Source organism: Mesorhizobium sp. WSM4841, from assembly GCF_055811515.1.
Genome location: NZ_JBVVQC010000005.1, coordinates 26,058 through 49,248, shown reverse-complemented (window position 1 = coordinate 49,248; position 23,191 = coordinate 26,058). Strand labels below are relative to the sequence as shown.

The 23,191-nt window shown below is 62.4% G+C and carries 17 protein-coding genes and 2 pseudogenes; 13 read left to right on the top strand and 6 right to left on the bottom strand.

Annotation, left to right across the window (positions count from 1 at the left end; all coding sequences use genetic code 11):
* Nucleotides 1-5: 5 nt before the first annotated feature.
* From AC0L14_RS07625 to AC0L14_RS07585, 9 genes and pseudogenes are all read left to right on the top strand, one after another.
* Nucleotides 6-1,676 carry a peptide ABC transporter substrate-binding protein gene (locus AC0L14_RS07625; RefSeq protein WP_473637560.1) on the top strand — a complete coding sequence of 557 codons (1,671 nt, stop codon included), beginning with the start codon at nucleotides 6-8 and terminating at the stop codon, nucleotides 1,674-1,676.
* A 66-nt stretch (nucleotides 1,677-1,742) separates the two neighbouring features.
* Nucleotides 1,743-2,693: an ABC transporter permease gene (locus AC0L14_RS07620; RefSeq protein WP_473637559.1), complete on the top strand. Its 951-nt coding sequence runs from the start codon at nucleotides 1,743-1,745 to the stop codon at nucleotides 2,691-2,693.
* A gap of 35 nt (nucleotides 2,694-2,728) precedes the next feature.
* A complete protein-coding gene (locus tag AC0L14_RS07615) occupies nucleotides 2,729-3,607 on the top strand; it encodes an ABC transporter permease (protein ID WP_473637558.1) in 879 nt (292 codons plus the stop codon).
* Nucleotides 3,608-3,664: 57 nt separating this feature from the next.
* A complete protein-coding gene (locus tag AC0L14_RS07610) occupies nucleotides 3,665-4,975 on the top strand; it encodes an NAD(P)/FAD-dependent oxidoreductase (RefSeq protein WP_473749088.1) in 1,311 nt (436 codons plus the stop codon).
* Nucleotides 4,976-5,040: 65 nt separating this feature from the next.
* Nucleotides 5,041-6,468: a threonine synthase gene (thrC, locus tag AC0L14_RS07605; RefSeq protein WP_473749087.1), complete on the top strand. Its 1,428-nt coding sequence runs from the start codon at nucleotides 5,041-5,043 to the stop codon at nucleotides 6,466-6,468.
* Between the two features lie 33 nt (nucleotides 6,469-6,501).
* Nucleotides 6,502-7,446: a homoserine kinase gene (locus tag AC0L14_RS07600; RefSeq protein WP_473749086.1), complete on the top strand. Its 945-nt coding sequence runs from the start codon at nucleotides 6,502-6,504 to the stop codon at nucleotides 7,444-7,446.
* Between the two features lie 38 nt (nucleotides 7,447-7,484).
* Nucleotides 7,485-8,571: pseudogene (locus AC0L14_RS07595) on the top strand (PLP-dependent aspartate aminotransferase family protein).
* Nucleotides 8,571-9,605: an L-threonine 3-dehydrogenase gene (gene tdh, locus AC0L14_RS07590; RefSeq protein ID WP_473749084.1), complete on the top strand. Its 1,035-nt coding sequence runs from the start codon at nucleotides 8,571-8,573 to the stop codon at nucleotides 9,603-9,605. The pseudogene AC0L14_RS07595 and the gene tdh overlap by 1 nt, the downstream one beginning before the upstream one ends.
* Nucleotides 9,606-9,809: 204 nt before the next feature.
* Nucleotides 9,810-11,117 (top strand): NAD(P)/FAD-dependent oxidoreductase, encoded by a 1,308-nt coding sequence (locus tag AC0L14_RS07585; protein WP_473749083.1) that lies wholly within the window; start codon nucleotides 9,810-9,812, stop codon nucleotides 11,115-11,117.
* Nucleotides 11,118-11,276: 159 nt separating this feature from the next.
* Here the strand turns inward: AC0L14_RS07585 and AC0L14_RS07580 are convergent, their stop codons facing one another.
* Complete coding sequence (locus AC0L14_RS07580; RefSeq protein WP_473749082.1) at nucleotides 11,277-12,215, bottom strand: ornithine cyclodeaminase family protein; 939 nt, start codon at nucleotides 12,213-12,215, stop codon at nucleotides 11,277-11,279.
* A 352-nt stretch (nucleotides 12,216-12,567) separates the two neighbouring features.
* Here AC0L14_RS07580 and AC0L14_RS07575 point away from each other — a divergent pair, with 352 nt between their 5' ends.
* The 4 genes from AC0L14_RS07575 to AC0L14_RS07560 all read left to right on the top strand — a co-directional run bounded on the left by AC0L14_RS07575 (nucleotide 12,568) and on the right by AC0L14_RS07560 (nucleotide 17,362).
* Entirely contained in the window at nucleotides 12,568-13,386 is an 819-nt protein-coding gene (locus AC0L14_RS07575) for a GNAT family N-acetyltransferase (protein ID WP_473749080.1), read from the top strand.
* 19 nt (nucleotides 13,387-13,405) lie between these two features.
* Entirely contained in the window at nucleotides 13,406-14,575 is a 1,170-nt protein-coding gene (locus tag AC0L14_RS07570; RefSeq protein ID WP_473749210.1) for an alanine racemase, read from the top strand.
* A 61-nt stretch (nucleotides 14,576-14,636) separates the two neighbouring features.
* The gene (locus tag AC0L14_RS07565; RefSeq protein WP_473749079.1) at nucleotides 14,637-15,911 is read left to right on the top strand and encodes an NAD(P)/FAD-dependent oxidoreductase; all 1,275 of its coding nucleotides are present in this window, start codon (nucleotides 14,637-14,639) and stop codon (nucleotides 15,909-15,911) included.
* Nucleotides 15,908-17,362 (top strand): aldehyde dehydrogenase family protein, encoded by a 1,455-nt coding sequence (locus AC0L14_RS07560; protein WP_473749077.1) that lies wholly within the window; start codon nucleotides 15,908-15,910, stop codon nucleotides 17,360-17,362. The genes AC0L14_RS07565 and AC0L14_RS07560 overlap by 4 nt, the downstream gene beginning before the upstream one ends.
* A 207-nt stretch (nucleotides 17,363-17,569) precedes the next feature.
* Here the strand turns inward: AC0L14_RS07560 and AC0L14_RS07555 are convergent, their stop codons facing one another.
* The 5 genes and pseudogenes from AC0L14_RS07555 to AC0L14_RS07535 all read right to left on the bottom strand — a co-directional run bounded on the left by AC0L14_RS07555 (nucleotide 17,570) and on the right by AC0L14_RS07535 (nucleotide 23,191).
* Nucleotides 17,570-18,250, bottom strand: coding sequence for an aspartate/glutamate racemase family protein (locus AC0L14_RS07555; protein WP_473749076.1), 681 nt, complete (start codon nucleotides 18,248-18,250; stop codon nucleotides 17,570-17,572).
* Nucleotides 18,251-18,429: 179 nt separating this feature from the next.
* Nucleotides 18,430-19,754, bottom strand: a pseudogene (locus AC0L14_RS07550) (NAD(P)/FAD-dependent oxidoreductase).
* A 557-nt stretch (nucleotides 19,755-20,311) separates the two neighbouring features.
* Nucleotides 20,312-21,001: a 4-hydroxythreonine-4-phosphate dehydrogenase gene (locus tag AC0L14_RS07545; protein WP_473749074.1), complete on the bottom strand. Its 690-nt coding sequence runs from the start codon at nucleotides 20,999-21,001 to the stop codon at nucleotides 20,312-20,314.
* 20 nt (nucleotides 21,002-21,021) lie between these two features.
* On the bottom strand, nucleotides 21,022-22,035 hold the full coding sequence (gene pdxA, locus AC0L14_RS07540) for a 4-hydroxythreonine-4-phosphate dehydrogenase PdxA (protein WP_473749073.1): 1,014 nt from the start codon (nucleotides 22,033-22,035) through the stop codon (nucleotides 21,022-21,024).
* The gene (locus AC0L14_RS07535; RefSeq protein ID WP_473749071.1) at nucleotides 22,022-23,191 is read right to left on the bottom strand and encodes a four-carbon acid sugar kinase family protein; all 1,170 of its coding nucleotides are present in this window, start codon (nucleotides 23,189-23,191) and stop codon (nucleotides 22,022-22,024) included. Before AC0L14_RS07535 ends, pdxA begins: the two co-directional genes overlap by 14 nt.

Here is a 23,191-nt window from a genome sequence, read left to right as displayed (position 1 = left end):
TTCCAATGACTGAACGCTCAGACACCAAATCAAACTACTCGCGGCGCGATGCACTGCGATTGATGGCGATAGGCGGGGCGGCAGGCCTCATTGCGCCCAATCTGTTGGGCAAGCCCGCCTTCGCCCAGACCCCGCCAGCGAGCCCAACCGGTCGCGTCGTCGTCGGACTTTCGCAGGAACCCACCGTGTTCAACCCTTTGATGCCGCATATCGAGGTCGACGACGCTGTGCATTTTTCGCTTTTCGATGCGCTCTTCCGCATGGATCCCAAAGGCGTTCTTCAGCCCAATCTTGCGGTCGAAGTGCCAAGCCAGAAAAACGGCGACATTTCAGAGGACGGTCTTAAGTGGCGCATCCGCCTGCGTGACGACGTCCGCTGGCACGACGGCAAGCCCTTCACGGCTGAGGATGTGAAATTCACTCTTGAGCTCATCACCAATCCGCAATTCCGCGCCTGGCGCACGGCCGGCCATTCGCTGGTGCGCGATATCAAGGTGGTCTCGCCGACCGAGCTCACCTGGCGGATGGAAGAGGCTTTCGCCCCCTACCTGTCGTTTCTCGCCGAAACCTTCATGGTTCCCAAGCACATCCTCGAAAAAGAGGCCGACCCCAACGCCGCCGCCTTCAATCAGGCGCCTGTCGGCACTGGCGCATTCAAGTGGGCGCAGCGCGTTGCTGGTGATCATATCGAACTCGTCGCGAACGCGGATTATGTCGGGGAGGGCCCCTATTTGGAGCGGCTCGTCTTCAAATACATCCCCGACATGACGGTGCTCTACACCCAGTTCAAGAGCGGCGACATCGATCTTGTCGACCAGGCATTCATAACCGCCGACCACTACGCGGAAGCCAGCAAACTATCGGATCGTGTGGTCAAGCTGGAGCCTGGGGCATCGGTCGAGTCGATCTATCTCAATCTTGAGAAGCCGCAATTCAAGGACCCGGCGGTCCGCCAGGCGCTCTACGCCGCAATCGATAGGAAAGCGATCCTCGAAGCAATTTATTACGGGGTCCACACTCCCACCGAGACGTTCATGCCGCAGAGTTCCTACTACTACAATCCGAACCTGCCGGCCCAGGAGTTCAACCTCGAGCGCGCGGGCCAGATCCTCGACGAGGCCGGCTGGGTACCCGGAGCCGATGGAATACGGGTGAAGGACGGGGTGCGTCTGTCGTTCGCCAACTCCACCACCTCCGGCAACCACCTGCGCGAGCAGACGCAGCAGTTCCTGCAGCAGACATTCGCCGAGATCGGGGTGGAGATGACCATCTCGAACCTGCCGGCCGCCGTCATGTGGGGCGATTTCTGGCTCAAATCGCAGTTCGAGTCAGCCATCTCCGGTGTAACAAATGTCATCGCGGGCGACCCCGACGTTTCCAACCGCCTGCACACCAAGGCGATCGTCGCGAAGGGCGGAAAGGGCTCGAACACAGGCCAATACTCCAACCCGGAGGTCGATGCGCTGCTTGAGAAGGGCACCCGCACCTTCGATCGGGAAGTGCGGCGCGCCATTTATCTGCGTGTGCAGGAAATCGTCCGTCAGGATCTGCCGTTCCTGCCTCTGTTTGCCTCCACCAACGTGTTCGGCCGCAAGGAAGGGCTGGAGGGTTTCGAGGCAAATTCCAACACCCGCGTCGCATCCTGGCATGCCGCCGGATGGTATTGGAAGGGCTGACATACATACGCCCCCGCCTCGCGGCGGAGGCCCGTCTTCGGCGCTGTCTTGAAAGAGGAGAGTTGAATGCGCGGCTTCCTGCTGAACCGGCTCTCGCAGAGCCTCATCCTGCTCCTGATCGTCTCGCTCATCGGGTTCCTCGTCCTGAACCTGCTACCGGGGGGGCCGCTGGCGCAATTCGGGCTGGATCCCGGCATGACGCAGGACGATCTCGATCGCCTGAAAGAACAATTGGGGCTGAACCGTCCGCTGTTGATGCAATATTTCGACTGGGCCTGGCGGCTTCTCCAGGGCGACTGGGGCCACTCCTTCCGCGACGGCGCGCTTGTGCTGGCAGTGATTGGCCGGCACGTCTTTGCCACGCTGCTGCTGATGGGTACGTCCACCGCGATTGCGATCGCGATCGGCACCTGGATCGGTATCCGCGGCGCCACGCACCGCTATTCGCTGTTCGACCATATGGCGACCGTCGGAGCCATGGTCGCGCTGTCGATCCCGACCTTCTGGTTCGGGCTCGTCGGCATCTACATCTTCTCCCTGCAGCTGGGCTGGCTGCCTGCAGGCAACATGTACACGATCGGCGACGGTTCTGTTCTGAACTATCTCCATCACCTGATCATGCCAAGCATCGTGCTGTCGCTGGTGCATGTCGCGATCTGGAGCCGCTACATGCGCACGGCGACGCTCGACGTGATCAGCCAGGATTTTGTCAACACCGCCCGCGCCAAGGGCCTGAGCGAGCGCCGAGTCATAATGAAGCACGTCGTCGGCAATGCGCTTTTGCCGATGATAACACTGGCCGGGGTGCAGCTTCCCAGCATCCTGACCGGCGCGCTGGTGACGGAGACAGTGTTTACCTGGCCGGGAATGGGTCGACTGTTCCTGGACAGCCTCGGCTACAGCGACTACCCGGTCGTGATGGGACTGCTGATGTTCTCAGCCATCCTCGTCATTCTCGGCAACCTGATCGCAGACATCGTGGTGGCGATCGTCGACCCGCGTATTCGTCTGGGTTGAGCGCGTAACCTCACGCCCAACAGGAGGCACCCGAAATGACCGCTCTCGCCGCAAATGCAGAACCAAGCCGCTGGTGGCGCAGCCGCACCGTGCGCCGGTTCATGAGCCATCACCTGGCGTTGCTGGGGGTGGCGATGATCATCGTTCTCACGCTGGCATGCGTGTTCGGCCCTCATCTCCTGCCCTATGATTCCCTATACATCGATTTGCGCGCCCGCTTTTCACCGCCGCTGACCGGCGACCACTATCTCGGGACCGATCCTTTGGGGCGGGACGTGGCGGCGCGACTGTTCATGGCGGGGAGGACCTCACTGCTGGTGGCTTTCTCTGCCATGCTGCTGTCGACGCTTATCGGAACGTTCGTCGGCGTGATCGCGGGCTACCGCGGCGGCTGGATCGGCGCAGCGCTGATGCGCACGGTCGACGGTTTCCTGTCATTCCCCTCCATCTTCCTGCTGCTGGCCTTGGCCGCGGCACTGAAGCCAAGCCCGGCCATGGTCACCGTGATCGTCGCTGTCACCAGCTGGATGGAGGTAGCCCGAATTGTCGAGGCCGAGGTGCGGTCATTGCGCGAGCGCGAGTTTGTGCTGGCCGGGCGCATGCTGGGACTGAGCGGCACGCACATCATGTTCCGCGAAATCCTTCCAAACGCCATGGGTCCGATCATCGTGGCCGCTACCCTGACAGTGGCGCGCGCGATCCTGCTGGAAGCCTATATCAGTTTCCTGGGTTATGGCATTCAGCCGCCGCTACCCAGCTGGGGCAACATGCTCGAGGGCGCCCAGCAGTATCTGGACAGTGCGCCCTGGCTGGCGATCATTCCCGGGGCCGCCATCACCATGGCAGTGACAAGTTTCAATTTCATCGGCGACGGGCTGCGTGATGCGCTCGACGTGCGAGACGACCGTGTCTGATCTGTCGACAAATGCGGCCCAATTCCGATCCCGAAAACCCAGTGAGAAGTGACTCACATGCACGAGCCGAAAGTCGCCGACAAGAACACACCCTACTGGTGGGAAGCGGCGCCCGTCATGCCGCTGCCGCCGCAGCCCCTGGCCAGGAAGGTCGATGTGGCGATCGTCGGCGCCGGCTACGCCGGCCTTTCGGCCGGGCTTGCGCTGGCGCGCGAGGGGCGTTCGGTTGCAGCTTTTGATGCGATGAATCCGGGCGAGGGTGCTTCAACGCGCAATGGCGGAATTACCAGCGGGAGTATCCGGCTGGACTACGCCACGATCACCCGGCGCTTCGGCGAAGAAAAAGCCATGACGATCGAGGCCGAGGGCAAGGTCGCGCGCGAATTCCTTTACGACTTCATCAAGTCGGAAAAGCTCGACTGCGACTTTCAACTGGTTGGCCTGTTCAAGGGCGCCATCGGATATGAACAGTACGAGAAGATGGCCCGCGGCGCCGAGGCGTTGGCGAAGAAACTGGGGATCGAATCTTACGCTGTTCCATATGCAAAGCAGCGCAACTACGTCGGCACCGACTTCTATCGCGGCGGCATGGTCCGGATGGACATCGGTGGGCTGCACCCGGCCAAATTCCACGCGGAGCTCCTGCGGGTGGCGCTCGCTTCGGGACTGGCGGTGCATTCGAACACGCCCGTGACCTCAATTGAAAGGGATAGCTCCGGGTTCCGCGTCGCGACTTCGGCCGGAACGGTGCAGGCGCGGCAGGTGCTGGTCTGCACAAATGGCTACACGGATGGCGCCAGTCCCTTCCTGCGCCGTCGGCTGGTTCCGGTTCGCAGCCGGATCATTGCCACCGAGGAACTCGCGCCTGAGGTGATGGCGCGCCTGATGCCGAAGCGGATGATGATGGGCGAGGGCCGCGAGCTTGGCTTCTATTACCGCCCTTCGCCCGACGGCAGACGCATCCTGCTCGGCGGGCGCGACAGCTCGCGTGCAGGCGATCCGGCAGCCCCCACGCTCCGTCTGCGAAACGGGCTGGGCGAAATTTTCCCAGAACTGGAGAAGGTTCGCCTTTCGCACAGCTGGTTCGGCAATGTGGCGATGCACCGCGACATGCTGCCCCGCATCTTCGAGAAGGACGGCGTGGTCTATGCCACCGGCTTCTGCGGCTCGGGCGTGGTCTGGGCGCCATGGGTCGGCACGCGTGCGGCTCACAAGCTGATGGGACATAGCGATCGGGCGCGCACCGCATTCGATTTCCGACCGCCTGCAGCCATCCCGCTCTATCGTGGCAATCCGTGGTTCCTGCCGGCCGTTATCAAGGGCTACGCCCTGCAGGACCGTATCGCCTGGTGGCGCGCCAGCCGCTGACAGGCCGAAGGGTGGCGGTCACTCGACCCTTGCCGAACAATTGCGGCGACAAGGAACAGCATCACATGCACTACATCTCCACGCGCGGCCATCCCGAACGCAGGAAGTTCTGCGAAATTCTGCTTGAAGGCCTTGCCCCGGATGGCGGCCTCTATGTGCCCGAGGTCTACCCTCGGCTGGATGATGCCACGCTGGATCGGTGGCGGGGCTTGTCCTACCCAATGCTCGCCTTTGAAATCCTGTCGCTCTACATCGACGATATTCCGCCCGCTGACCTGAAGGCCATCTGTGCAAAGACCTACAAGCCCGAGGTTTTTGGGACCGCCAGGATCGCGCCCGTGCGAACGCTTGAGACGGGTCTCCATGTGGCGGAACTGTCGAACGGTCCCACCCTGGCGTTCAAGGACATGGCGATGCAGTTGCTCGGCAATCTGCTCGAGTATGAACTGGCGCGGCGCGATGAGGAGCTGAATATCCTCGGGGCAACCAGTGGCGACACGGGCAGCGCGGCGGAATATGCCATGCGCGGCAAGAAGGGCATCCGCGTCTTCATGATGTCGCCGCACGGACGCATGAGCGCCTTTCAGCAAGCCCAAATGTTCAGCCTGCAGGACGACAACATTCAGAACATTGCCATCGAAGGGGTGTTCGACGATTGCCAAGACATCGTGAAAGCCGTGTCCGGCGATGCTGACTTCAAGAGGCGCCACCGGATCGGCGCCGTCAATTCGATCAACTGGGCCCGGCTGGTCGCTCAGGTGGTGTATTACTTCTCTGCCTATTTTCAGGTGACTGAAGAGAATTCGTCAGAGGTCGACTTCGCCGTTCCCTCGGGCAATTTCGGCAACGTCTGCGCCGGTCATGTTGCGCGCATGATGGGCCTTCCCATATCCCGTCTCGTCATTGCGACCAACGAGAACGATGTGCTCGATGAGTTTTTCCGCACCGGGGTGTATCGCGTGCGGGGCCGGGCGGATACCTATGAAACCTCGAGCCCATCCATGGACATTTCCAAGGCCTCCAATCTCGAGCGTTTCGTGTTCGACTTGCTCGGTCGCGACGCCAGCCGGACGAGATCGCTGTTCGACGATCAACTGCGCGAAAGCGGGTCGGTCGATCTCAGCGGAGATCCGGCCTTCGGAAGGGCGGCGGACCATTTTGGTTTCCGCAGCGGGAAGAGCACCCACGCCGACCGGTTGGAGACGATCCGTGGCGCGTGGCACCGCTTCAACGCGGAGATCGATCCACACACTGCAGACGGCGTGAAGGTCGCGCGCGAGCATTCGGTTTCGGATGTGCCGATGATCGTGCTCGAGACGGCCCTGCCGGTCAAATTTGCGGAGACCATCAGAGAGGCCCTGGGCCGAGAGCCAGTTCCTCCGCAACGGTTCGATGGCATAGAGGGTTTGCCGAGACGGTTCAAACTGCTTCCCGCCGATGCACAGACCGTAAAGACCTACATCGCCGAAACCCTGCAGGCCGCGGTCTGCTGAAAGGCTGCTTCCGCGACCGGGACCTTTTTCGCCATGGCCGTATATACCGAGCTGTCACCCGACGAAGTCGCAACCTTCTTTCAGGCTCTGGGCCTGGGACAGCCGAATTCCGTTCGCGGCAGCACGAGCGGAATTGAGAACACGAACTACTTTGTGGATACCGAGGCAGGCGAATATGTGCTGACCCTGTTCGAGCGGCTCACGTTCGAGCAATTGCCCTTCTACCTTCACCTGATGAAGCACCTTGCGGCGCGGCGAATGCCGGTCCCGGATCCGGTTGCCAACGTCAGAGGCGAAATCCTTCACACGCTAAAAGGCCGGCCTGCCGTGATCGTCAACAGGCTTCCTGGCGAGAGCGTGACGGCGTCGACAGAGTCGCATTGTCGCGCTGTCGGGGAGATCCTGGCGCGAATGCACGTGACCGGGAGCGACTACCCACGGCGACAGGCCAATCCGCGGGGCCTCGAATGGTGGAAAGAGGTGGTGCCGGTGGTCGGCCGCTGCGTATCTGAGGGACAGCGCTCGCTGCTCACAAGCGAACTGGCCTTTCAGAACCAAATTGCTGTGTCCTCTACCTACGAGCGACTCCCCAGGGGGCCGGTGCACGCTGATCTCTTTCGTGACAACGTGTTGTTTGAAGGTGGTCACCTGACCGGCGTCTTCGATTTCTACTTCGCCGGATGCGACACCTTTTTGTTCGATATTGCCGTGTGCCTCAATGACTGGTGCGTCGATAGTGGCACCGGCCGCCAAGACACTAAGCAAGTTGCCGCCTTTCTCGGCGCGTATGAGTCAGTTCGCGCGCTCACTGGACCCGAACGCTTATTGCTTCCTGCAATGCAGCGCGCTGGAGCATTTCGTTTTTGGCTATCGCGTCTCTGGGATCTGTACCAGCCCAGGGAAGCTGCGCTCCTCAAAGCACACGATCCAAGCCACTTCGAGCGCATGTTGCGCGTGCTCCGGGCAGAAATCGCATGAGCAAGACCGCGAAGATCACCAATGGAAGTGGAAGCACGATGGCACCGACTCTCAAAGACCACCTTCGCGAGCTGCTTTCGCAGATCGAGACGGAGGGCCTGTACAAGCGCGAGCGCGTCATCACCTTGCCCCAGTCGTCCGAGATCGAGGTTGGCGGCCGCAAGCTGCTCAATTTCTGCGCCAACAACTATCTCGGCCTCGCCGACAGCGAAGAGCTGCGCGAAGCGGCGAAGGCCGCGCTCGACCGATACGGCTACGGCATGGCCTCGGTGCGCTTCATCTGCGGCACACAAGAGGAACACAAGCAGCTCGAGGCAATGATATCGAGCTTCCTCGGTATGGAGGACACAATCCTCTACGGTTCCTGCTTCGATGCCAACGGCGGCCTGTTCGAGACGCTGCTTTCCGAGGAGGACGCGGTCATTTCCGACGCGCTGAACCACGCCTCGATCATCGACGGCGTCAGGCTCTCCAAAGCAAAACGCTTTCGCTATGCCAACAACGACATGGCGGCGCTCGAGGAGGAATTGAGGAAGGCCGAAGGCAGCCGCTTCAAGCTGATCGCCACCGACGGCGTTTGTCGGCGAGCACGGCCGCGGCACGCCGGAATATTGCGGCGTCGAGGGCCGGGTCCATATTCTCACCGGCACGCTCGGCAAGGCGCTGGGGGGTGCCTCGGGTGGCTACACGGCGGCGAGCAGGCCGGTGGTCGAATGGCTGCGCCAGCGCTCGCGGCCCTATCTATTTTCCAACACGCTGATGCCTGCGATCGCCGGGGCCTCGCTGAAGGTGCTGGATATGATCGAGCAGGGCGGCGGCTTGCGCCGCCGGCTCTACGACAACGCCTCGCGCTTCCGCGCCAACATGGAAAGAGCGGGCTTCACGCTGGCCGGAGCCGACCACCCGATCATTCCTGTGATGATCGGCGATGCCGCGCTGGCTTCGCAAATGGCCGACATGCTGCTTGAGCGCGGCATCTACGTGATCGGCTTTTCCTTTCCCGTCGTGCCCAAGGGCCAGGCCCGCATCAGGACGCAGATGTCAGCCGCCCATTCGGCCGCCGATATCGACCGGGCGGTGGCTGCGTTCGGTGAGGTGGGCCGCGAACTCGGGGTGATTGGCTGATGTCCAACATGATGCGCGCACTCGTTAAATCTCGCGCCGAACCCGGTATCTGGATGGAAGAAGTGCCAGTGCCGGAAATCGGCCCGAACGACGTTCTGATCAAGATCAAGAAGACCGCGATCTGCGGTACCGACGTCCACATCTACAATTGGGATCAGTGGGCGCAAAAGACCGTGCCGGTGCCGATGGTGACCGGCCACGAATTCGTCGGCACGGTCGCCGATTTCGGTGCGGCGGTGACCGAATACAAGATCGGCCAGCGTGTGTCGGGCGAAGGCCACATCGTCTGCGGCCACTGCCGCAATTGCCGGGCGGGCAGGGGGCACCTGTGCCGCAACACGCTCGGCGTCGGCGTCAACCGGCCGGGCGCCTTCGGCGAATATCTGGCGATCCTGCAGCACAACGTCGTGCCGATCCCCGACGACGTGCCCGACGAGATCGCCGCAATCTTCGATCCCTTAGGCAATGCGGTTCACACCGCATTGTCCTTTGATCTCGTCGGCGAGGACGTGCTGGTCACCGGCGCCGGGCCGATCGGCATCATGGCTGCACTCGTCGCTCAATGCGTCGGCGCGCGAAAAGTGGTCATCACCGACATCAACCCGGTGCGGCTGGCGCTGGCGAAAAAGCTCCGCGTTCAGCATGTGGTCGACGCGTCGAAGGAAAAGCTGCGCGACATCATGCCGGCGCTCGGCATGACCGAAGGTTTTGACGTCGGCCTCGAAATGTCGGGTGCGGCACCCGCCTTCCGCGACATGATCGACGCCATGAACAATGGCGGCAAGATTGCCATTCTAGGCATCGCGCCGACCGGCTTCGAGATCGACTGGAACAAGGTCATCTTCAAGATGCTGCATCTCAAGGGCATCTATGGCCGCGAGATGTTCGAGACCTGGTACAAGATGATCGCGCTGGTGCAGGGCCCGCTCGATGTCAGCGGCCTGATCACCCACCGCATCGGCGTGGACGACTATATTTCGGGCTTCGAGGCGATGAAGAGCGGCAATTCGGGCAAGGTGGTGATGGACTGGTGACGGCGGCCTTGGGGCTGGACTCCAGGGCTCGCCATTCGCGGCGTGAACGCCCGGGAACAACGCGATTTTTGAGTTCGTGAGGGCGATGATGACGCTTCTTTATCATTCAGGGCTATCGAATCCAGGACTTGATTGCCATCTGGCGCCTCTGACAGCGGGTAGTCGTGTTGAGAGGCATCCCTCAACGAGACCGGGTAAGCAGCAATGAAGACTCAAATAGTCGTCATTGGCGGCGGGGCTGGAGGCCTTGAACTCGTGCGGCGGCTCGGAGCACGTCTCGGCCGCAAGGATTTCGATATCATTCTTGTGGAGCGTAACCACACCCATGTCTGGAAGCCGCTCCTCCATGAGGTTGCGGCCGGATCACTCGACGCAAATCTTGACGAAGTGGGCTACCGCGGCCACGGGCACCGTTGGGGCTACCGCTTCTTCTATGGGTCGCTGGAGGCCATCGATCGCACCGCGCGGCAGGTCACAGTGGCGCCGATATTCGACGATGACGGGTCGGAACTGGTTGGTCGACATCGGCTCCGATACGACTACCTCGTTATCGCAATCGGGTCGGTTTCAAACGACTTCGGTACTCCCGGAGTCAAGGATCATTGCCTTTTCCTCGAAGACCGTCATCAAGCGGATCGCTTTCGATTGAAGTTGTTGAATCATTGTCTTCGAGTTTCCAGGACAATGTCAGCTGATCCAACCGACGACGCCTTTGTTGATATAGCTATCGTAGGTGGCGGTGCGACAGGCGTCGAACTCGCTGCTGAACTCTACAATGCTGCATCATCTCTTAGACATTATGGCCTGGAAGTCTTCGACGAGACCCGGTTGAGGGTCACTTTGATAGAGGCCGGGCCACGGATTCTTCCGGCTCTCCCAGATGCTTTAGCAAAGGCCGCGCATCAGGAACTTGAGGCCCTCGGCGTCCGGGTGCTTGCAAACACAGCTGTATCCGAAGCAACGGAAAAGGGGCTGAGGTGTGCTACCGGGGAGCAGATATACGCCAATATTTGCGTGTGGGCTGCAGGAGTGCAGGGGGCAAATATTCTAGGAGAGCTCGACGGACTTGAGGTGGCGCGTAGCAGGCAACTTGTCGTCCTTCCCACCCTCCAAACGAGCCGGGACGAGCGCATCTTCGCCATAGGCGATTGCTGCTTTTTCAAGCCAGAGGGGGCGGGCGGCCCGGTGCCACCACGAGCTCAGGCTGCCCACCAGATGGCATCGACCGCTTATTGCAACATTCTTCACTTGATTGCTAGGGAAACGCCGGAAGCATTTGTCTATCGGGACAAGGGCTCGTTAGTGTCGTTGAGCCGGTTTTCCACCGTCGGCAGCTTAATGGGAAACCTCGTCGGAGGGCGGATGGCGATCGAGGGGCGGCTGGCCAGGATGATCTACGTGTCTTTGTACCGCATGCACTTGGTGGCCATACATGGCTGGATCAAGGGCCTGGCTCTTATCCTGGTCGGCCATGCCAACCGCGTTGTCCGTCCGCGTCTCAAATTGCATTGACGTTGCTTAGGCTCGTGAACACGCTACGGCACAGGATCGAAGGATGCCGCTTCGGTCTGCATTGCACCTCGCCTGAGCGACGCCCGAGTGGCCTTGCCGCATGCCGCCATCGCTAACGGTGGTGCGTGGTACAGCAGCGCTGCGGGCTATCACGTTAGATCAGCGGTGGGACGCCTTTGCGCGGATCAGCGCGTCGGCCATGTAGAGATCCTGTAGTGAGATACCAGAACTGTCGAAGACCGTGATTTCGTTGTCGAAGCGGCGTCCGGGCGCACGCTTTTCAATGACGTCGCCGATTGGTGTTACCGCAAGCACGCCGGCGTCGATCTGGTCGCGCAAATGTTGGAACTCGCCGATCTGGACGGACTGGGAAAGCAGATCACAAAACAGACGTGCCCTGGGAAATAATTCGCTCGGCAATTCGCGCTTGCCCGGGGCGTCCGACCCCATGCTGACGACATGGGTTCCGGGTCGCACCCAAGCGGCATCGAACAGCGGTTCGCGCGAGGGCGTTGCCGTCACCACGATGTCGGCCGCGCGCACGGCTTCTTCGGGCAAGGCGGCGCGCGCCTTCAAGCCAATTTCGCCGATCTGGTCGACAAGAGCGTCACGTCGCAGCGAAGGCCGGGCCACGACCAACACGGTTTTGATGGGGCGGATGCGCGCCAGCGCCATGACCTCGAAACCCGCCTGGTTGCCGGCGCCGAATATCGCCAGAACCTTGGCTTGCTCGCGCGCAAGAAGATCGGTGGCAACCGCGTCGGCGGCGGCCGTCCTGTAGGCGTTGACCTTGCCGGCCTCGATTACGGCGCCGAGCCGACCTGTATGCTGATCGAGCAGCACGATGGTGGAGTTGTGGCGGGGAAGGCCACGTGCCGGGTTGCCCGACCAGAAGGAGCCAATTTTCACTCCGGTCAGGTCGTCCGACGAACCGGATTTGATTGAGAAGGTATTGGTCGCCTCCTGTGTGCGCCCGATAACAGCGGGAAAGACCCAGCTCTGCCGCGATGCTGCCGCCACGAGAGCGTCTCGCGCCGCCTCGAAAGCAAGTTCATGCGTGACGAGGGCTGCAGACTCCTCTTCGCTGATGTAGATCATCCAAAATTCCTCCTGAGCATCAAGCCGCTCGTCGCTTCAGAGTGTTCGGCCCATGGTGTTGGTCAGGCCCGAGATCGCATCGGAGGTGTGGACGTCACGCCGACTGGCAACCATGACGGGCGACGCAAGGTGGCAGATGAGTATTTCTCCCCCGATTTGCGCCATTTTGTATGCCGAGGGACGGGATCAAAAAGAATGATTCCGCCGAGTTGAAAGGGCAAAACAGCAGCGAAATCTGGCCGCCGGACGCGACTCTAAGGTCCGACTTCAATCTGACTTTGGATCAAGCGACAGCGTTACACTCATGGCCGTTGAGCATGACAGAGATATCGTCAGCGCCCCGAGCGAGCTGATGAAATTCGAGACCCGCCATGTGCCGGGCGCGCTAAAGCTGTCGCAGGAGATGGGCTGGCCTTATCGCCAGGAGGACTGGGAATTTGCCGTGACGGTCGGCAATGGCCTGGTCCTCGAGCGGGCAGGACAGGTGATCGGCACTGCCATGTCGTGGAATTACGGACAGGCCTATGCCACGGCCGGGATGATCATAGTCACTGGCTCCGCACAAGGCGGTGGCAACGGCTCCCGGCTCTTCGATGGGTTGCTTCAGGCCACGGACGGTCGCAACGTGCTGCTCAATTCGACGGAAGAGGGGCTCGCGCTCTACAAGCGACGTGGCTTCAATGCCTGGGGCACGGTGCTTCAGCACCAGGGCTCGCTGACCGTTGCCGTGACGCAGAGTACCCGCGACGACATCCGTCAAGCGACGGTCCCTGACCTGGCGGCGATCCAGGCCTTCGACGAACGGGCCACAGGCATGCCCCGGCCCTCGATGGTGGCTGGCCTCGCTGATGCGGGCAATGTTTTGGTCATCGAACGCGCGGGGCGTATTGCAGGCTACGCCATCGCCAGGCGGTTCGGCCGCGGCTACGTGGTCGGCCCTGTTGCAGCCGAAAGCGTCCAAGACGCGCGACTCCTGATCCTGGCCCAGCTTGCGACGCTTCACGGCCAATTCGTACGCATCGACGTCTATGCCGAACACGGATTGGGCGACTGGCTGGATAATCTGGGCCTCGCGCGTGTCGGTGATGCGATCGCGATGGTCAAGGGGCGACGGCCCGTCTCCGACGGGACGGCCCGCATGTATGCCCTGGCAAATCAGTCGTTCGGTTAGGAATGAGGTACGGGAAGCGATGGATACGAGCATCAAGATGCGTGAAGCGGCTCAAACGATCGATGCCTTAGTCACCCCGTCGCTGCTTCTGGACCGGGGACGGCTCGAGCGCAATATCCAGCGTCTGGCCGAGCATGCCAGAAAGCTTGGCGTGGTGCTGCGCCCGCATATGAAGACGGCCAAAAGCATCGACGTCACCCGGTATGTGTTCCCCGGCGAACCCGGTCCGATCACGGTCTCGACCATCGCCGAGGCGGAGTATTTCGCCGGCCACGGCTTTCGAGACATGACTTATGCGGTCGGCATGTCGCCGGCTTCGGCCGTCCGCGCCATGGAGCTTTGTCGCCGTACCGGCGCTGATGTGAAGCTGTTGCTCGATTCCGTGGAGCAGGCCGACGCCCTTGCCGGTGTACGCGAGGACACCGGCGTGACGCCGTCCGTCTTCATCGAACTGGACTGCGATGACCATCGCGGTGGATTGAAGCCGGACGATCCCAAGCTGCTCGAGGTGGCCAACAGGGTCGTCGCAGCAGGCGCCAACCTGGTCGGCGTCCTCGCCCATGCCGGCGAGTCCTATGGCTTGAGCACGGCCGATGCGCTGGTCAAGGCAGCCGAGGACGAGCGTTCGGCCACCGTGCGCGCCGCCGAAACTTTGCGCGCTCACGGCCATGCCTGCCCGATCGTCAGCCTAGGCTCCACGCCGACGGCGCACTTCGCCGAGAACCTCGAAGGCGTCACGGAGCTGCGCGCCGGGGTCTACATGTTCTTTGACCTCGTCCAGCACGGGGTAGGGGTCTGCGGTCTCGACGATATCGCGATTTCCGTGTTGGCCACGGTGATCGGGTCCAAGCCGGAAAAGGGATGGGTGCTGGTCGACGCGGGGTGGATGGCGCTTTCGCGCGACCGGGGAACCGCAAACCAGCAGATCGACCAAGGTTACGGCGTGGTCTGCGACGAAAAGGGGCGGGTGCTTGAAGATGTGATCGTGGCGCAGGCCAGCCAGGAACACGGTATCCTCGCCATTCGTGCTGGTTCTGGAAAGTCCATGCCCGATTTGCCGCTCGGGGCTCGGGTCCGGATTCTGCCCAACCATGCCTGCGCGATGGCCGCCCAGCATCACTTCTACGCCGTCGTCAACGGGGACAGTCCCAGGATCGAAGCGCGTTGGGAGCGGATCCGCGGATGGTAGGGGCTCCAATCGCAACGCTTTGCATGGCGCCCATGCAAACTGACGCACTGGTGGTGCAACTATGAAGCTTACATCTTATTGGCTGGACACCTCTCAGCCGTTCAATGAGGGCACGTCCAAACCGCTCGAAGGCCACTACGACGTGGCGGTTGTGGGCGGCGGCTTGACTGGATCCTCCGCGGCGCTGGCCCTCGCCAAGAAGGGCGCCCGGGTTGCACTGTTGGAGGCCGAAACGATCGGCAACGCCGCATCCGGCCGCAATGGCGGCATGTGCAACAACGGTTTTGCCCAGAACTATGCCATCATGGCCGGCAAGCACGGCAAGCCGGCCGCAAACGCGCTCTACAAGGCCTTCGACGCTGGCGTCGATATGGTCGAGCGGCTGGTGCAGGAAGAACGGATCGACTGCAGCTTCGCCCGTGTCGGCAAGCTCAAGCTTGCGGCCAAGCCTGAGCACTACGACATGCTGGCGCGCAGCCAGGAACTCTTGGCGGCCAATGTCGATCCCGGAACCAGGATGATCGCGCGCGCCGACCTGCTAACCGAAGTCGGCACCAACCGCTACTATGGTGGGCTGCTGTTTCCCAAGAGCGCCAGCATGCATGTCGGCCGGTTCGTCCGGGGTCTGGCGACCGCCGCGGCACGGCGTGGCGCCGAGGTCCATGAACGGGCTCCCGTCATCGCGATGCGCAAGGTCACCGCCGGGCATGAAGTAGAGACCCCGCGCGGCAAGATCGTCGCGCGTCAGGTCCTGCTGGCGAGCGGCATTTCCCAGGTTGGTCCGCTCGGATGGATACGCCGTCGCATCGTGCCGGTCGGCGCCTTCTTGATTGTGACGGAACCGCTGTCGCCTTCGCAACTCGAGCGCCTCATGCCGACCCGACGCAATGTCGTCGACACGCGCAACCTCGTTGTCTACTGGCGGCTCACGCCGGACAATCGCATGCTGTTCGGCGGGCGAGCGCGGTTTGCGGTGTCCAATCCTCAATCCGACGAAAAGAGCGGCCGCATCCTGAAAGCGGCGATGGTCGAAGTCTATCCGGAACTGGCCAGCACCCGGGTCGATTACTGCTGGGGCGGCATGGTAGATATGACCCGCGATCGCCTGCCGCGCGCCGGAGAGCGCGACGGCATCTACTACTCAATGGGCTATAGCGGACACGGCACCCAGATGTCGACGCTGATGGGCAGCATCATGGCCGAGGTCATGGACGGGCGCCCCGATCTGAACCCCTGGAAGGATTTCGACTGGCCGGCGATCCCTGGATACTTCGGGCGTCCCTGGTTCCTGCCGATCCTCGGTGCCTATTACCGCATGAAGGACCTCGTGACATGACCACGCCCCTTGAACACCTGTCCCGCAACGGCCGCCTGGGCAGGTTCTTCATCGACGGCGAATGGCGCGAGCCTCGGGGCACCGCCACGGGCGTCGTGGTCAATCCGGCCACGGAAGAGTTTGTGGCCCCGTTTCCGCTCGGAAACAGCGAGGACGTGGACGCGGCCGTCTCGGCGGCCCGCCGGGCATTCACCACCTGGAGCCGTACCAAGCCGGAACACCGCGCGGGTCTGCTTGATCGCCTGCAGGCGCTGCTCGAAGCGCGCAACGAACTGCTTGCGCAATGCTTGAGCCTCGAAATGGGCGCGGCGATCGGATATGCGCGCACCGCGCAGGTGCCACTCGCGATCGCCCATGTGAGGGTCGCTCGCGATGTCCTGACAGCCTTCCCCTTCGTCGAGCAGCGCGGCCACACCGCCGTCACCCACGAACCGATCGGTGTCTGCGCCCTGATCACGCCTTGGAACTGGCCACTCTACCAGATCACCGCCAAGGTTGCGCCGGCGCTCGCCGCAGGCTGCACGGTCGTGCTGAAGCCAAGCGAGCTCTCTCCTCTGGACGCCCTGCTGTTCGCCGAGGCTATTGAGGAAGCCGGCTTCCCTGCCGGTGCCTTCAACCTCGTCAATGGTGACGGCCCAGGCGTGGGTATGGGTCTCGCCTCCCACACGGATGTCGACATGATCTCCATTACCGGCTCCACCCGTGCCGGCATCGCGGTGGCCCAGGCCGCCGCGCCGACGGTCAAGCGGGTCGCGCAGGAGCTCGGCGGCAAGTCGCCGAACGTGATCCTGCCCGACGCCAATCTCGATCGCGCCGTTTCGCTGGGTATAGCCGCCGCCTTCCGCAATCTCGGCCAGTCATGCAGTGCGCCGACGCGCATGATCGTGCCGCGCGCGCTGCTTTCCGAGATCGAGTCAATTGCCCAGCGGGCCGCGGATGAGATCGTCGTCGGCGATCCTCTTTCGGAGGCCACCACCCACGGAGCAATCGCCAATCGTGCTCAGTTCGACCGGGTCCAGACAATGATCGGCGTCGGCGTTTCGGAAGGCGCAAAACTTCTCACCGGCGGACTGGGCCGTCCGGACGGCCTAGATGTCGGGCTCTATGTGAAGCCGACCATCTTTTCCGACGTGCGCACGGGCATGCGCATCGCTCAGGAGGAGGTCTTCGGGCCGGTCCTTTGCATCATCCCCTACGACACAGTCGACGAGGCCGTCACCATCGCCAATGACACCATCTATGGCCTCGGAGCCCATGTGCAGGGCAGGGATATGGACGTCGCCAAGTACGTCGCGTCCCGGATTCGCGCCGGTCAAGTGCATCTCAACTACCCGGCGTGGGATCCACACGCGCCATTTGGTGGCTTCAAGCAATCCGGAAACGGACGCGAATACGGCCTCGAGGGCATGTTGGAGTATCTCGAGGTCAAGTCCATGCTCGGTTATTTCTAGGCAACATCTTCGCCAAGCGCAGAGGGCGCCATCTATGCCAGTAGGCCGGGCGGATCGCTAACCAGTTAAAAGACTGCGCGGCTCGCTGTGCCTGTCGCCGAGCTCTACGAGAGGCGGCAGCTCGGTTTCGGCAGGCGGACATCGCGCGGGCCGAACAATATTGCGGGCAAGACTCGTATTAGGAATTTGCACCCTGTCCCACTTGTCCTATCGCTGCTCTAAACGCCGTTTCACGTTTTCAACCCCAAGCACGGGGCTAGTCAGAACTGGAAGACTGTGGGCCGTGCCCCGCACCGCACGAGCCATCGAGGCCTGCGCAAAAACGACCACATCGACCTTCTGCGACAGCTCTCCGAGAGCTAGGCGGATTTGCGCGTCATGGGCTTCGACGTCGCCGCCGGCGAGGAGTTGAAACGCTCCCTCAACAAGTACATCGTCGATCGCTACATCCTTGCCCGCCTCGTATGCCTTGCGCTTCATCAGATCCACGGTCGGCACCAGCGTTGTGGACAAGGTCGCCAGGACACCTATGCGGTTTCCATGCTCGACAGCGGCTTTGGCCATGCCTTCATCAATACGGATCAGCGGCACAGGACAAAGCGGCGCAATGGCATCGACTGCCGGTCCGAGAGTCGAGCATGTGACGACAATCGCATCCGCCCCGGCGTCGACTGCCGACCATACGTAGGTAGCAAGCCTTCGTTTCGTCAGATCGGATAGCGACCCGCGCTCAATGGTATTTCTCAGGAGGCTCTCGTCGAGGATCGCGAATGGCTTCCAGTCGGGCAAGTGTTCTTTGGCGAGGCCCTCGAACTCGGAAACAAGGCTGGAAACCGTGTGGATGAAAGCCAGCTTTCTGGCGGAAGCGCTCGTGGTTTGATTTGGCATGTGGTTTCCATCAAGTTGCTGGAAGCTGAGTTGGCGGAACTGGATGTCTTGACCAGTTCATCAACCTGGTCCCTCGTGAGAATCCTCTTCACCAAACGGTCCGGATCGCGCTTAGGCCAGCCGATATGCAGATCCGCGATCGCACGGCGCTCCTTGCTGTCGCCATGCGGTCAATTGCATCAGAAGTCGCCAACTTCAATTTTCGATCTGTCCGTGAAGCGCGACATGCGGAACGGAGTCGGATCGACGCATGCCGCGCCACCGGCGACCAGATCCGCCGCCAGATGGCCCAACCCGGGGCCGGCGCCGAAGCCGTGTCCGGAACAGCCTGCGGCGACGAACATGCCGCCGATGCTGTCCACCGGGGAAATCACCGGCACCGCGTCCGGTGTGGAATCGATATACCCGCCCCAGGTGGACACGACGCCGGCATCGGCAACGCTGGGGAACATCGCTTTGACCCGGGTCTTGATGGTCGCCAGCATCCGCTGGTCGGGCGCCGGATCGAGGACGCGGATGCGCTCGAAGGGGTCGGCTTGTCGAGATGCCAGCGACGCATTGAATCCGGGCCTTCGAAGAACGAGCGGCCGATGCCGATCTCGACCGCCTTCAGCCGTTTCATGAACATCGGCAGAAACGGGCGGACATAGCGGATGCCCTGCGGGGTGATCTCCAGGGTCGCCCGGCCGCTGACGGCGATCGTGTAGCTGCCATCGAGCCGGCGCGTCATGGCAAAGTCGGGGGTAAAGACGGCCTCGCCGAAATCCGGTGCCGGACCGGTCCGCAGGGCGGTCTGACGAACGCTGGCCAGCGGCATCGACACCGCATGCATACGCAGGAAAGCCGATGCCCAGGCGCCGGCGGCGCATAGCACCGCACTGGTGCGGATAAGGCCTTTCTCGGTGACGACGCCGCTCACTTGCCCATTGGTGATATCCAGGCCGCGTGCCGCGCAGTTCTGATGAATGGTCGCGCCATGCTTGCGGGCGCCCTCGGCGATCCGAGGGGCGGCGAGCCAGGGCTCGGCCTTGCCATCGTCTGCCGCGTGGACACCGCCCAGCCATTTGCGGCCTCCAGCCGCAGGAACGGCGGCAGTGGCCTCGTCGGCAGTAAGCATCCGCGTCTTGACGTCGAACCGCCGTGCAACCTCGCGCCACTTGTCCCATTCGGCGAGCTGCTTTGGATCGTCCGTCGCATAGATGAGCCCGCAACGGCGGAAACCAAGGTCGTGCCCGATCTCTTCGGTCAGCTCTTCCCACAGCCGCAGCGCCAGATTGGCAAGTGGCAATTCACGTGCATCGCGGTTCTGCCGGCGGCACCAGCCCCAGTTCCGGCTTGACTGTTCGCAGCCGACATACCCCTTTTCGATAAGCGCCACCGACAGGCCGCGCCGCGCCAGGAAATAGGCCGCGCTGGCGCCGACAATCCCGCCGCCGATCACCACGACGTCCGCTGACTTGGGGAGCGTTTCATCGCTGCTGATGTGGTGGATAATAGGGGACATGGGGGCCTCGGCAATCAAATGAGAGATTGCAGTATCGGCGACCGGTGCCGCAGAATGCACTGACTGCAGCCGCATTTCGGTATCTTGCACCGAATATCGCCGGCATCCGGCAAGTGACGGCGATTTTATTGTCGTCAAGAGCTGCGGCGCTGCCGTTTTTGACGCTTTAAAATCAATGTCATAGTCTCTTGACGAAGTTCCATAATCGTCTTCCGCGTGTTCGGTGGCATTCGGCGGCGCGGTATCTACGACAACATGAAGACCGCAATCGACAAGGCCGGCCGTGGCAAGGAGCGCGACCGTAAAATGCCTCAGCCCTGAGGACGTCACAGATTTGAAGCGCCGATTTGAATAATGTCCGTTTTGAGCGGCTGGTCGAAGCGGATGATCCCAAGCCTCGCTGATGCTGCCTCTGAGGTTCCGAAATAGGGGTCGCGTCGGAATGGATAGCGCAAGCTGGAGGCCAGCGGTTCTCGAGGGCTCCATCTTCCGGTCGGCCAAGTCGGCTCGAAGCTGCGATTTTGGCCAAGTGAAGAACGAAAGTCGAACGTTGCTGTCTACCAGGATCGTTCCTCACCTCCCATGCTCTCTTGATGTCCTTCGAGGCACGCCGAGATCGCCCGCAGCTGGAATTCCAGTGCGGGGCCCTCTGCCGGGAACCGGCCGTCCAGCGCAGAGGTACCGACGGTAAATCCCGCTGCGCCACTCTTGCGAATAGTCTCGATCTGATCCGGGCGATCCACCGATCCCGCGACAATGACGGGCTTGGGCACGGCTCGGCACACAGCGTCGATGAGAGACGGCACATTGCCTGCCGAGCGGTAGGCGAGAAGGTCGAGACCCGCGACCCCGGTATGGCTGGCGAGCGCGACAGCGCTTTTGACGATCTCGGCCTGCGATCCTTCGAGAATGCTCGGATGCCCGACAACCCGGCCCGGAAACGGATAGTAGCGGATTAGCGTTCCTTCCAGCAGCGGCAGCACGTCTTGGGCATGGGTGCCACCGAGCAGGTAGTCGACGCCGAGGTCGATCGCCGCCTTGACCGAGCGGACCTCGCTGTCGCGATCGAGCGATACGACCTCGAGATATGTACTGGCTCCGCCCGCGCGGATCTGGCGGGCGAGGCCGGCGAGCGCGTCGAGCGGCAGGCCGATGTCCTTGAAGCCGATGTGGCGGATTCCGGTGCGGAGCGCCGTTTCGACGTGGACGGCGGCGTCGGCCACGGTGCTGTCGTTGCGCGTCAGCATGAAGATAAAGTCGAATGGTGTCATGGGGTGCCGGCTTTCTGGTTCTGGAGGGAAGCCTTGAGCCGAAGGGCGTAGTCGAAGGCGGTCTCAAGGCTGGAGGGGTCGGCAACGCCGGACCCCGCGATATCGAAGGCGGTGCCGTGATCGGGGCTGGTGCGCACGAACGGCAGGCCCAGCGTGACGTTCACGCCATGGTCGAGGCCCATGTATTTGACCGGGATGAGGCCCTGGTCGTGATACTGCGCGACCACGATGTCGAAGCTGCCCTTGCGGGCCTGCATGAACACGGTGTCGCCTGGCCATGGGCCGGATGCGTCGATACTTTCGGCACGGGCCGCCTCGATTGCCGGCCGGATGATGCGGATTTCCTCGTCTCCGAAGAGACCGCCTTCGCCGGCATGCGGATTGAGGCCCGCGACAGCGATGCGCGGATGGGTGATGCCGAGCGCCTGCGCGCCGGCATGGGCCAGCCGGATCGCGTCCATCTGCGACGCGAAATCGCCTTTGCGGATCGCCTCGGACAACGAACAATGGATGGTGACGAGGACCGTGCGAATGTCCTCGTTCGCCAGCATCATGGCGACCTTGGGAGCCCCGCCATGATCGGCTAGGATTTCGGTGTGGCCGGGATAGTGCAGACCGGCGGCGGCGAGTGCTTCCTTGTGGATCGGCGCCGTAACGATGCCGCCCACGCGACCGTCCCGCGCCAGTCGGATGGCGAGGACGATGGCGTCGAACGCCGCGCGTCCACTGGTGGCCGAAACCTGGCTGACCGGTGGCAGGACGCGAAGCTGCGAGGAGCAAAGCAGGTTGAGCGTTCCGTCCTCGAGCACGGTCTCATCGACGGAAGCGATCGGCCGGACCCGCACATCCATATCCAGCGCGCAAAGGGCGTGGTTCATCACCAGCGGATCACCGACGACGATCCAGTGCCGCTTGTCCGGCCGACGGAGATACATTTTTGCGATGATCTCGGGGCCGATGCCGGAGGGATCACCCATGGTCACGGCTAGAGGAGCGTCATGGGCGGTCATGGATCAGAGCCTTTCGTGAAAGCGGTTTGGCCAGCAGGTCGCAGGCGGCATCAAGGAGTGCCGAGGGTGAGCCGAACCCTCCCGCCTTCATGGCGATGGTGAGCGACGTTCCGTCCTCCCGTTCGGCGCGGCCGACCGGAAAGCCGGGCTCCAGCTCGCGGGTGAGACAGAAACGGCTGATGCCGAGGCGGTCGAGGATCGCCGCCATCGTCTCGCCGCCGGTGGCGATCACCGCGTCATAGTCATGCCGGGCGACCGCTGCGGCTGCTTGTCCGGCGAGGTTCGTCGTCACCGCGCTGGCATTCTCCTGCCGTTGCAGTGGTGCCCGAAGGCAAATCACACGGGCGTCGCCGGGAGCGTCGGCCAGGTCGGTGACGACGGGAACGCCTTGTACCCGCAAGGTCTCGCATTGGACGCGCGTCACCGGATTGGCGCTTCCTGCGACGATCACCACCCGCCCGGCGGCTTGGCCGGTTGCCGGGCGCCCATCCAGCACGGCAGGGACCAGCGATGCTAGCGCGATGGCGAGACCAGGAGAGCCCACCCAAAGAACAGTCTCAGGATTGGGGATGCTGGCGACCTGCCGGTTCAGTACCTCCTGGCTGTCGGCGTCGAGGATCAGAACGGACCCTTTCGTCGCCGCATCGCCGGAACTGTCTGGGGCGAGAATGGTCGGTATCCCCAGGGACGGGTCGACCAGATCGGCAATGTGCGATGTGCCTGCGGGATGGACTGGATCACGGCCGTAGACGCTTTGACTCACAGGGATGCCGTTCACCGTCTGGATCCCGCCGACGGTGAGCCGCCCCGCTTCGGGAAAGGCTGGAGCGATGACAAGCTTGCTCCGGCCGCTGGCGCGAAAGGCGGCGGCGACTTCCTCGCGGATATGGCCGCGCAGGGTCGAATCGATGGTTTTGAACAGAAGGCGGGCATTCGAGAGGGCCGACACGGCGTCGGCCGTAGCCTTTCTTGCCTGCCAGTTGTCGGAGGCGCGGCTGTTGGTATCGATCGAAGCGACAGCTCCATTCTCCGCGCCGTCGACCTGTCGCTTGATCATAGGTGCATAGCCTCTCGCGAGAAAGGCCGCCGCGCCGTCGGTAGCACTGGTCAGGTCATCGGCGATTATCCCGACGATGAGGGATGTGTTCTGCTTCAT

Coding starts and splice junctions, on each gene's coding strand:
- AC0L14_RS07565 (WP_473749079.1), top strand. CDS start 14,637: ATGAAGCTTACATCTTATTGGCTGGACACCTCTCAGCCGTTCAATGAG.
- AC0L14_RS07625 (WP_473637560.1), top strand. CDS start 6: ATGACTGAACGCTCAGACACCAAATCAAACTACTCGCGGCGCGATGCA.
- AC0L14_RS07620 (WP_473637559.1), top strand. CDS start 1,743: ATGCGCGGCTTCCTGCTGAACCGGCTCTCGCAGAGCCTCATCCTGCTC.
- AC0L14_RS07615 (WP_473637558.1), top strand. CDS start 2,729: ATGACCGCTCTCGCCGCAAATGCAGAACCAAGCCGCTGGTGGCGCAGC.
- AC0L14_RS07585 (WP_473749083.1), top strand. CDS start 9,810: ATGAAGACTCAAATAGTCGTCATTGGCGGCGGGGCTGGAGGCCTTGAA.
- tdh (WP_473749084.1), top strand. CDS start 8,571: ATGTCCAACATGATGCGCGCACTCGTTAAATCTCGCGCCGAACCCGGT.
- AC0L14_RS07555 (WP_473749076.1), bottom strand. CDS start 18,250: ATGCCAAATCAAACCACGAGCGCTTCCGCCAGAAAGCTGGCTTTCATC.
- AC0L14_RS07570 (WP_473749210.1), top strand. CDS start 13,406: ATGGATACGAGCATCAAGATGCGTGAAGCGGCTCAAACGATCGATGCC.
- AC0L14_RS07575 (WP_473749080.1), top strand. CDS start 12,568: ATGAAATTCGAGACCCGCCATGTGCCGGGCGCGCTAAAGCTGTCGCAG.
- pdxA (WP_473749073.1), bottom strand. CDS start 22,035: ATGACCGCCCATGACGCTCCTCTAGCCGTGACCATGGGTGATCCCTCC.
- AC0L14_RS07610 (WP_473749088.1), top strand. CDS start 3,665: ATGCACGAGCCGAAAGTCGCCGACAAGAACACACCCTACTGGTGGGAA.
- thrC (WP_473749087.1), top strand. CDS start 5,041: ATGCACTACATCTCCACGCGCGGCCATCCCGAACGCAGGAAGTTCTGC.
- AC0L14_RS07560 (WP_473749077.1), top strand. CDS start 15,908: ATGACCACGCCCCTTGAACACCTGTCCCGCAACGGCCGCCTGGGCAGG.
- AC0L14_RS07535 (WP_473749071.1), bottom strand. CDS start 23,191: ATGAAGCAGAACACATCCCTCATCGTCGGGATAATCGCCGATGACCTG.
- AC0L14_RS07600 (WP_473749086.1), top strand. CDS start 6,502: ATGGCCGTATATACCGAGCTGTCACCCGACGAAGTCGCAACCTTCTTT.
- AC0L14_RS07580 (WP_473749082.1), bottom strand. CDS start 12,215: ATGATCTACATCAGCGAAGAGGAGTCTGCAGCCCTCGTCACGCATGAA.
- AC0L14_RS07545 (WP_473749074.1), bottom strand. CDS start 21,001: ATGCTGACGCGCAACGACAGCACCGTGGCCGACGCCGCCGTCCACGTC.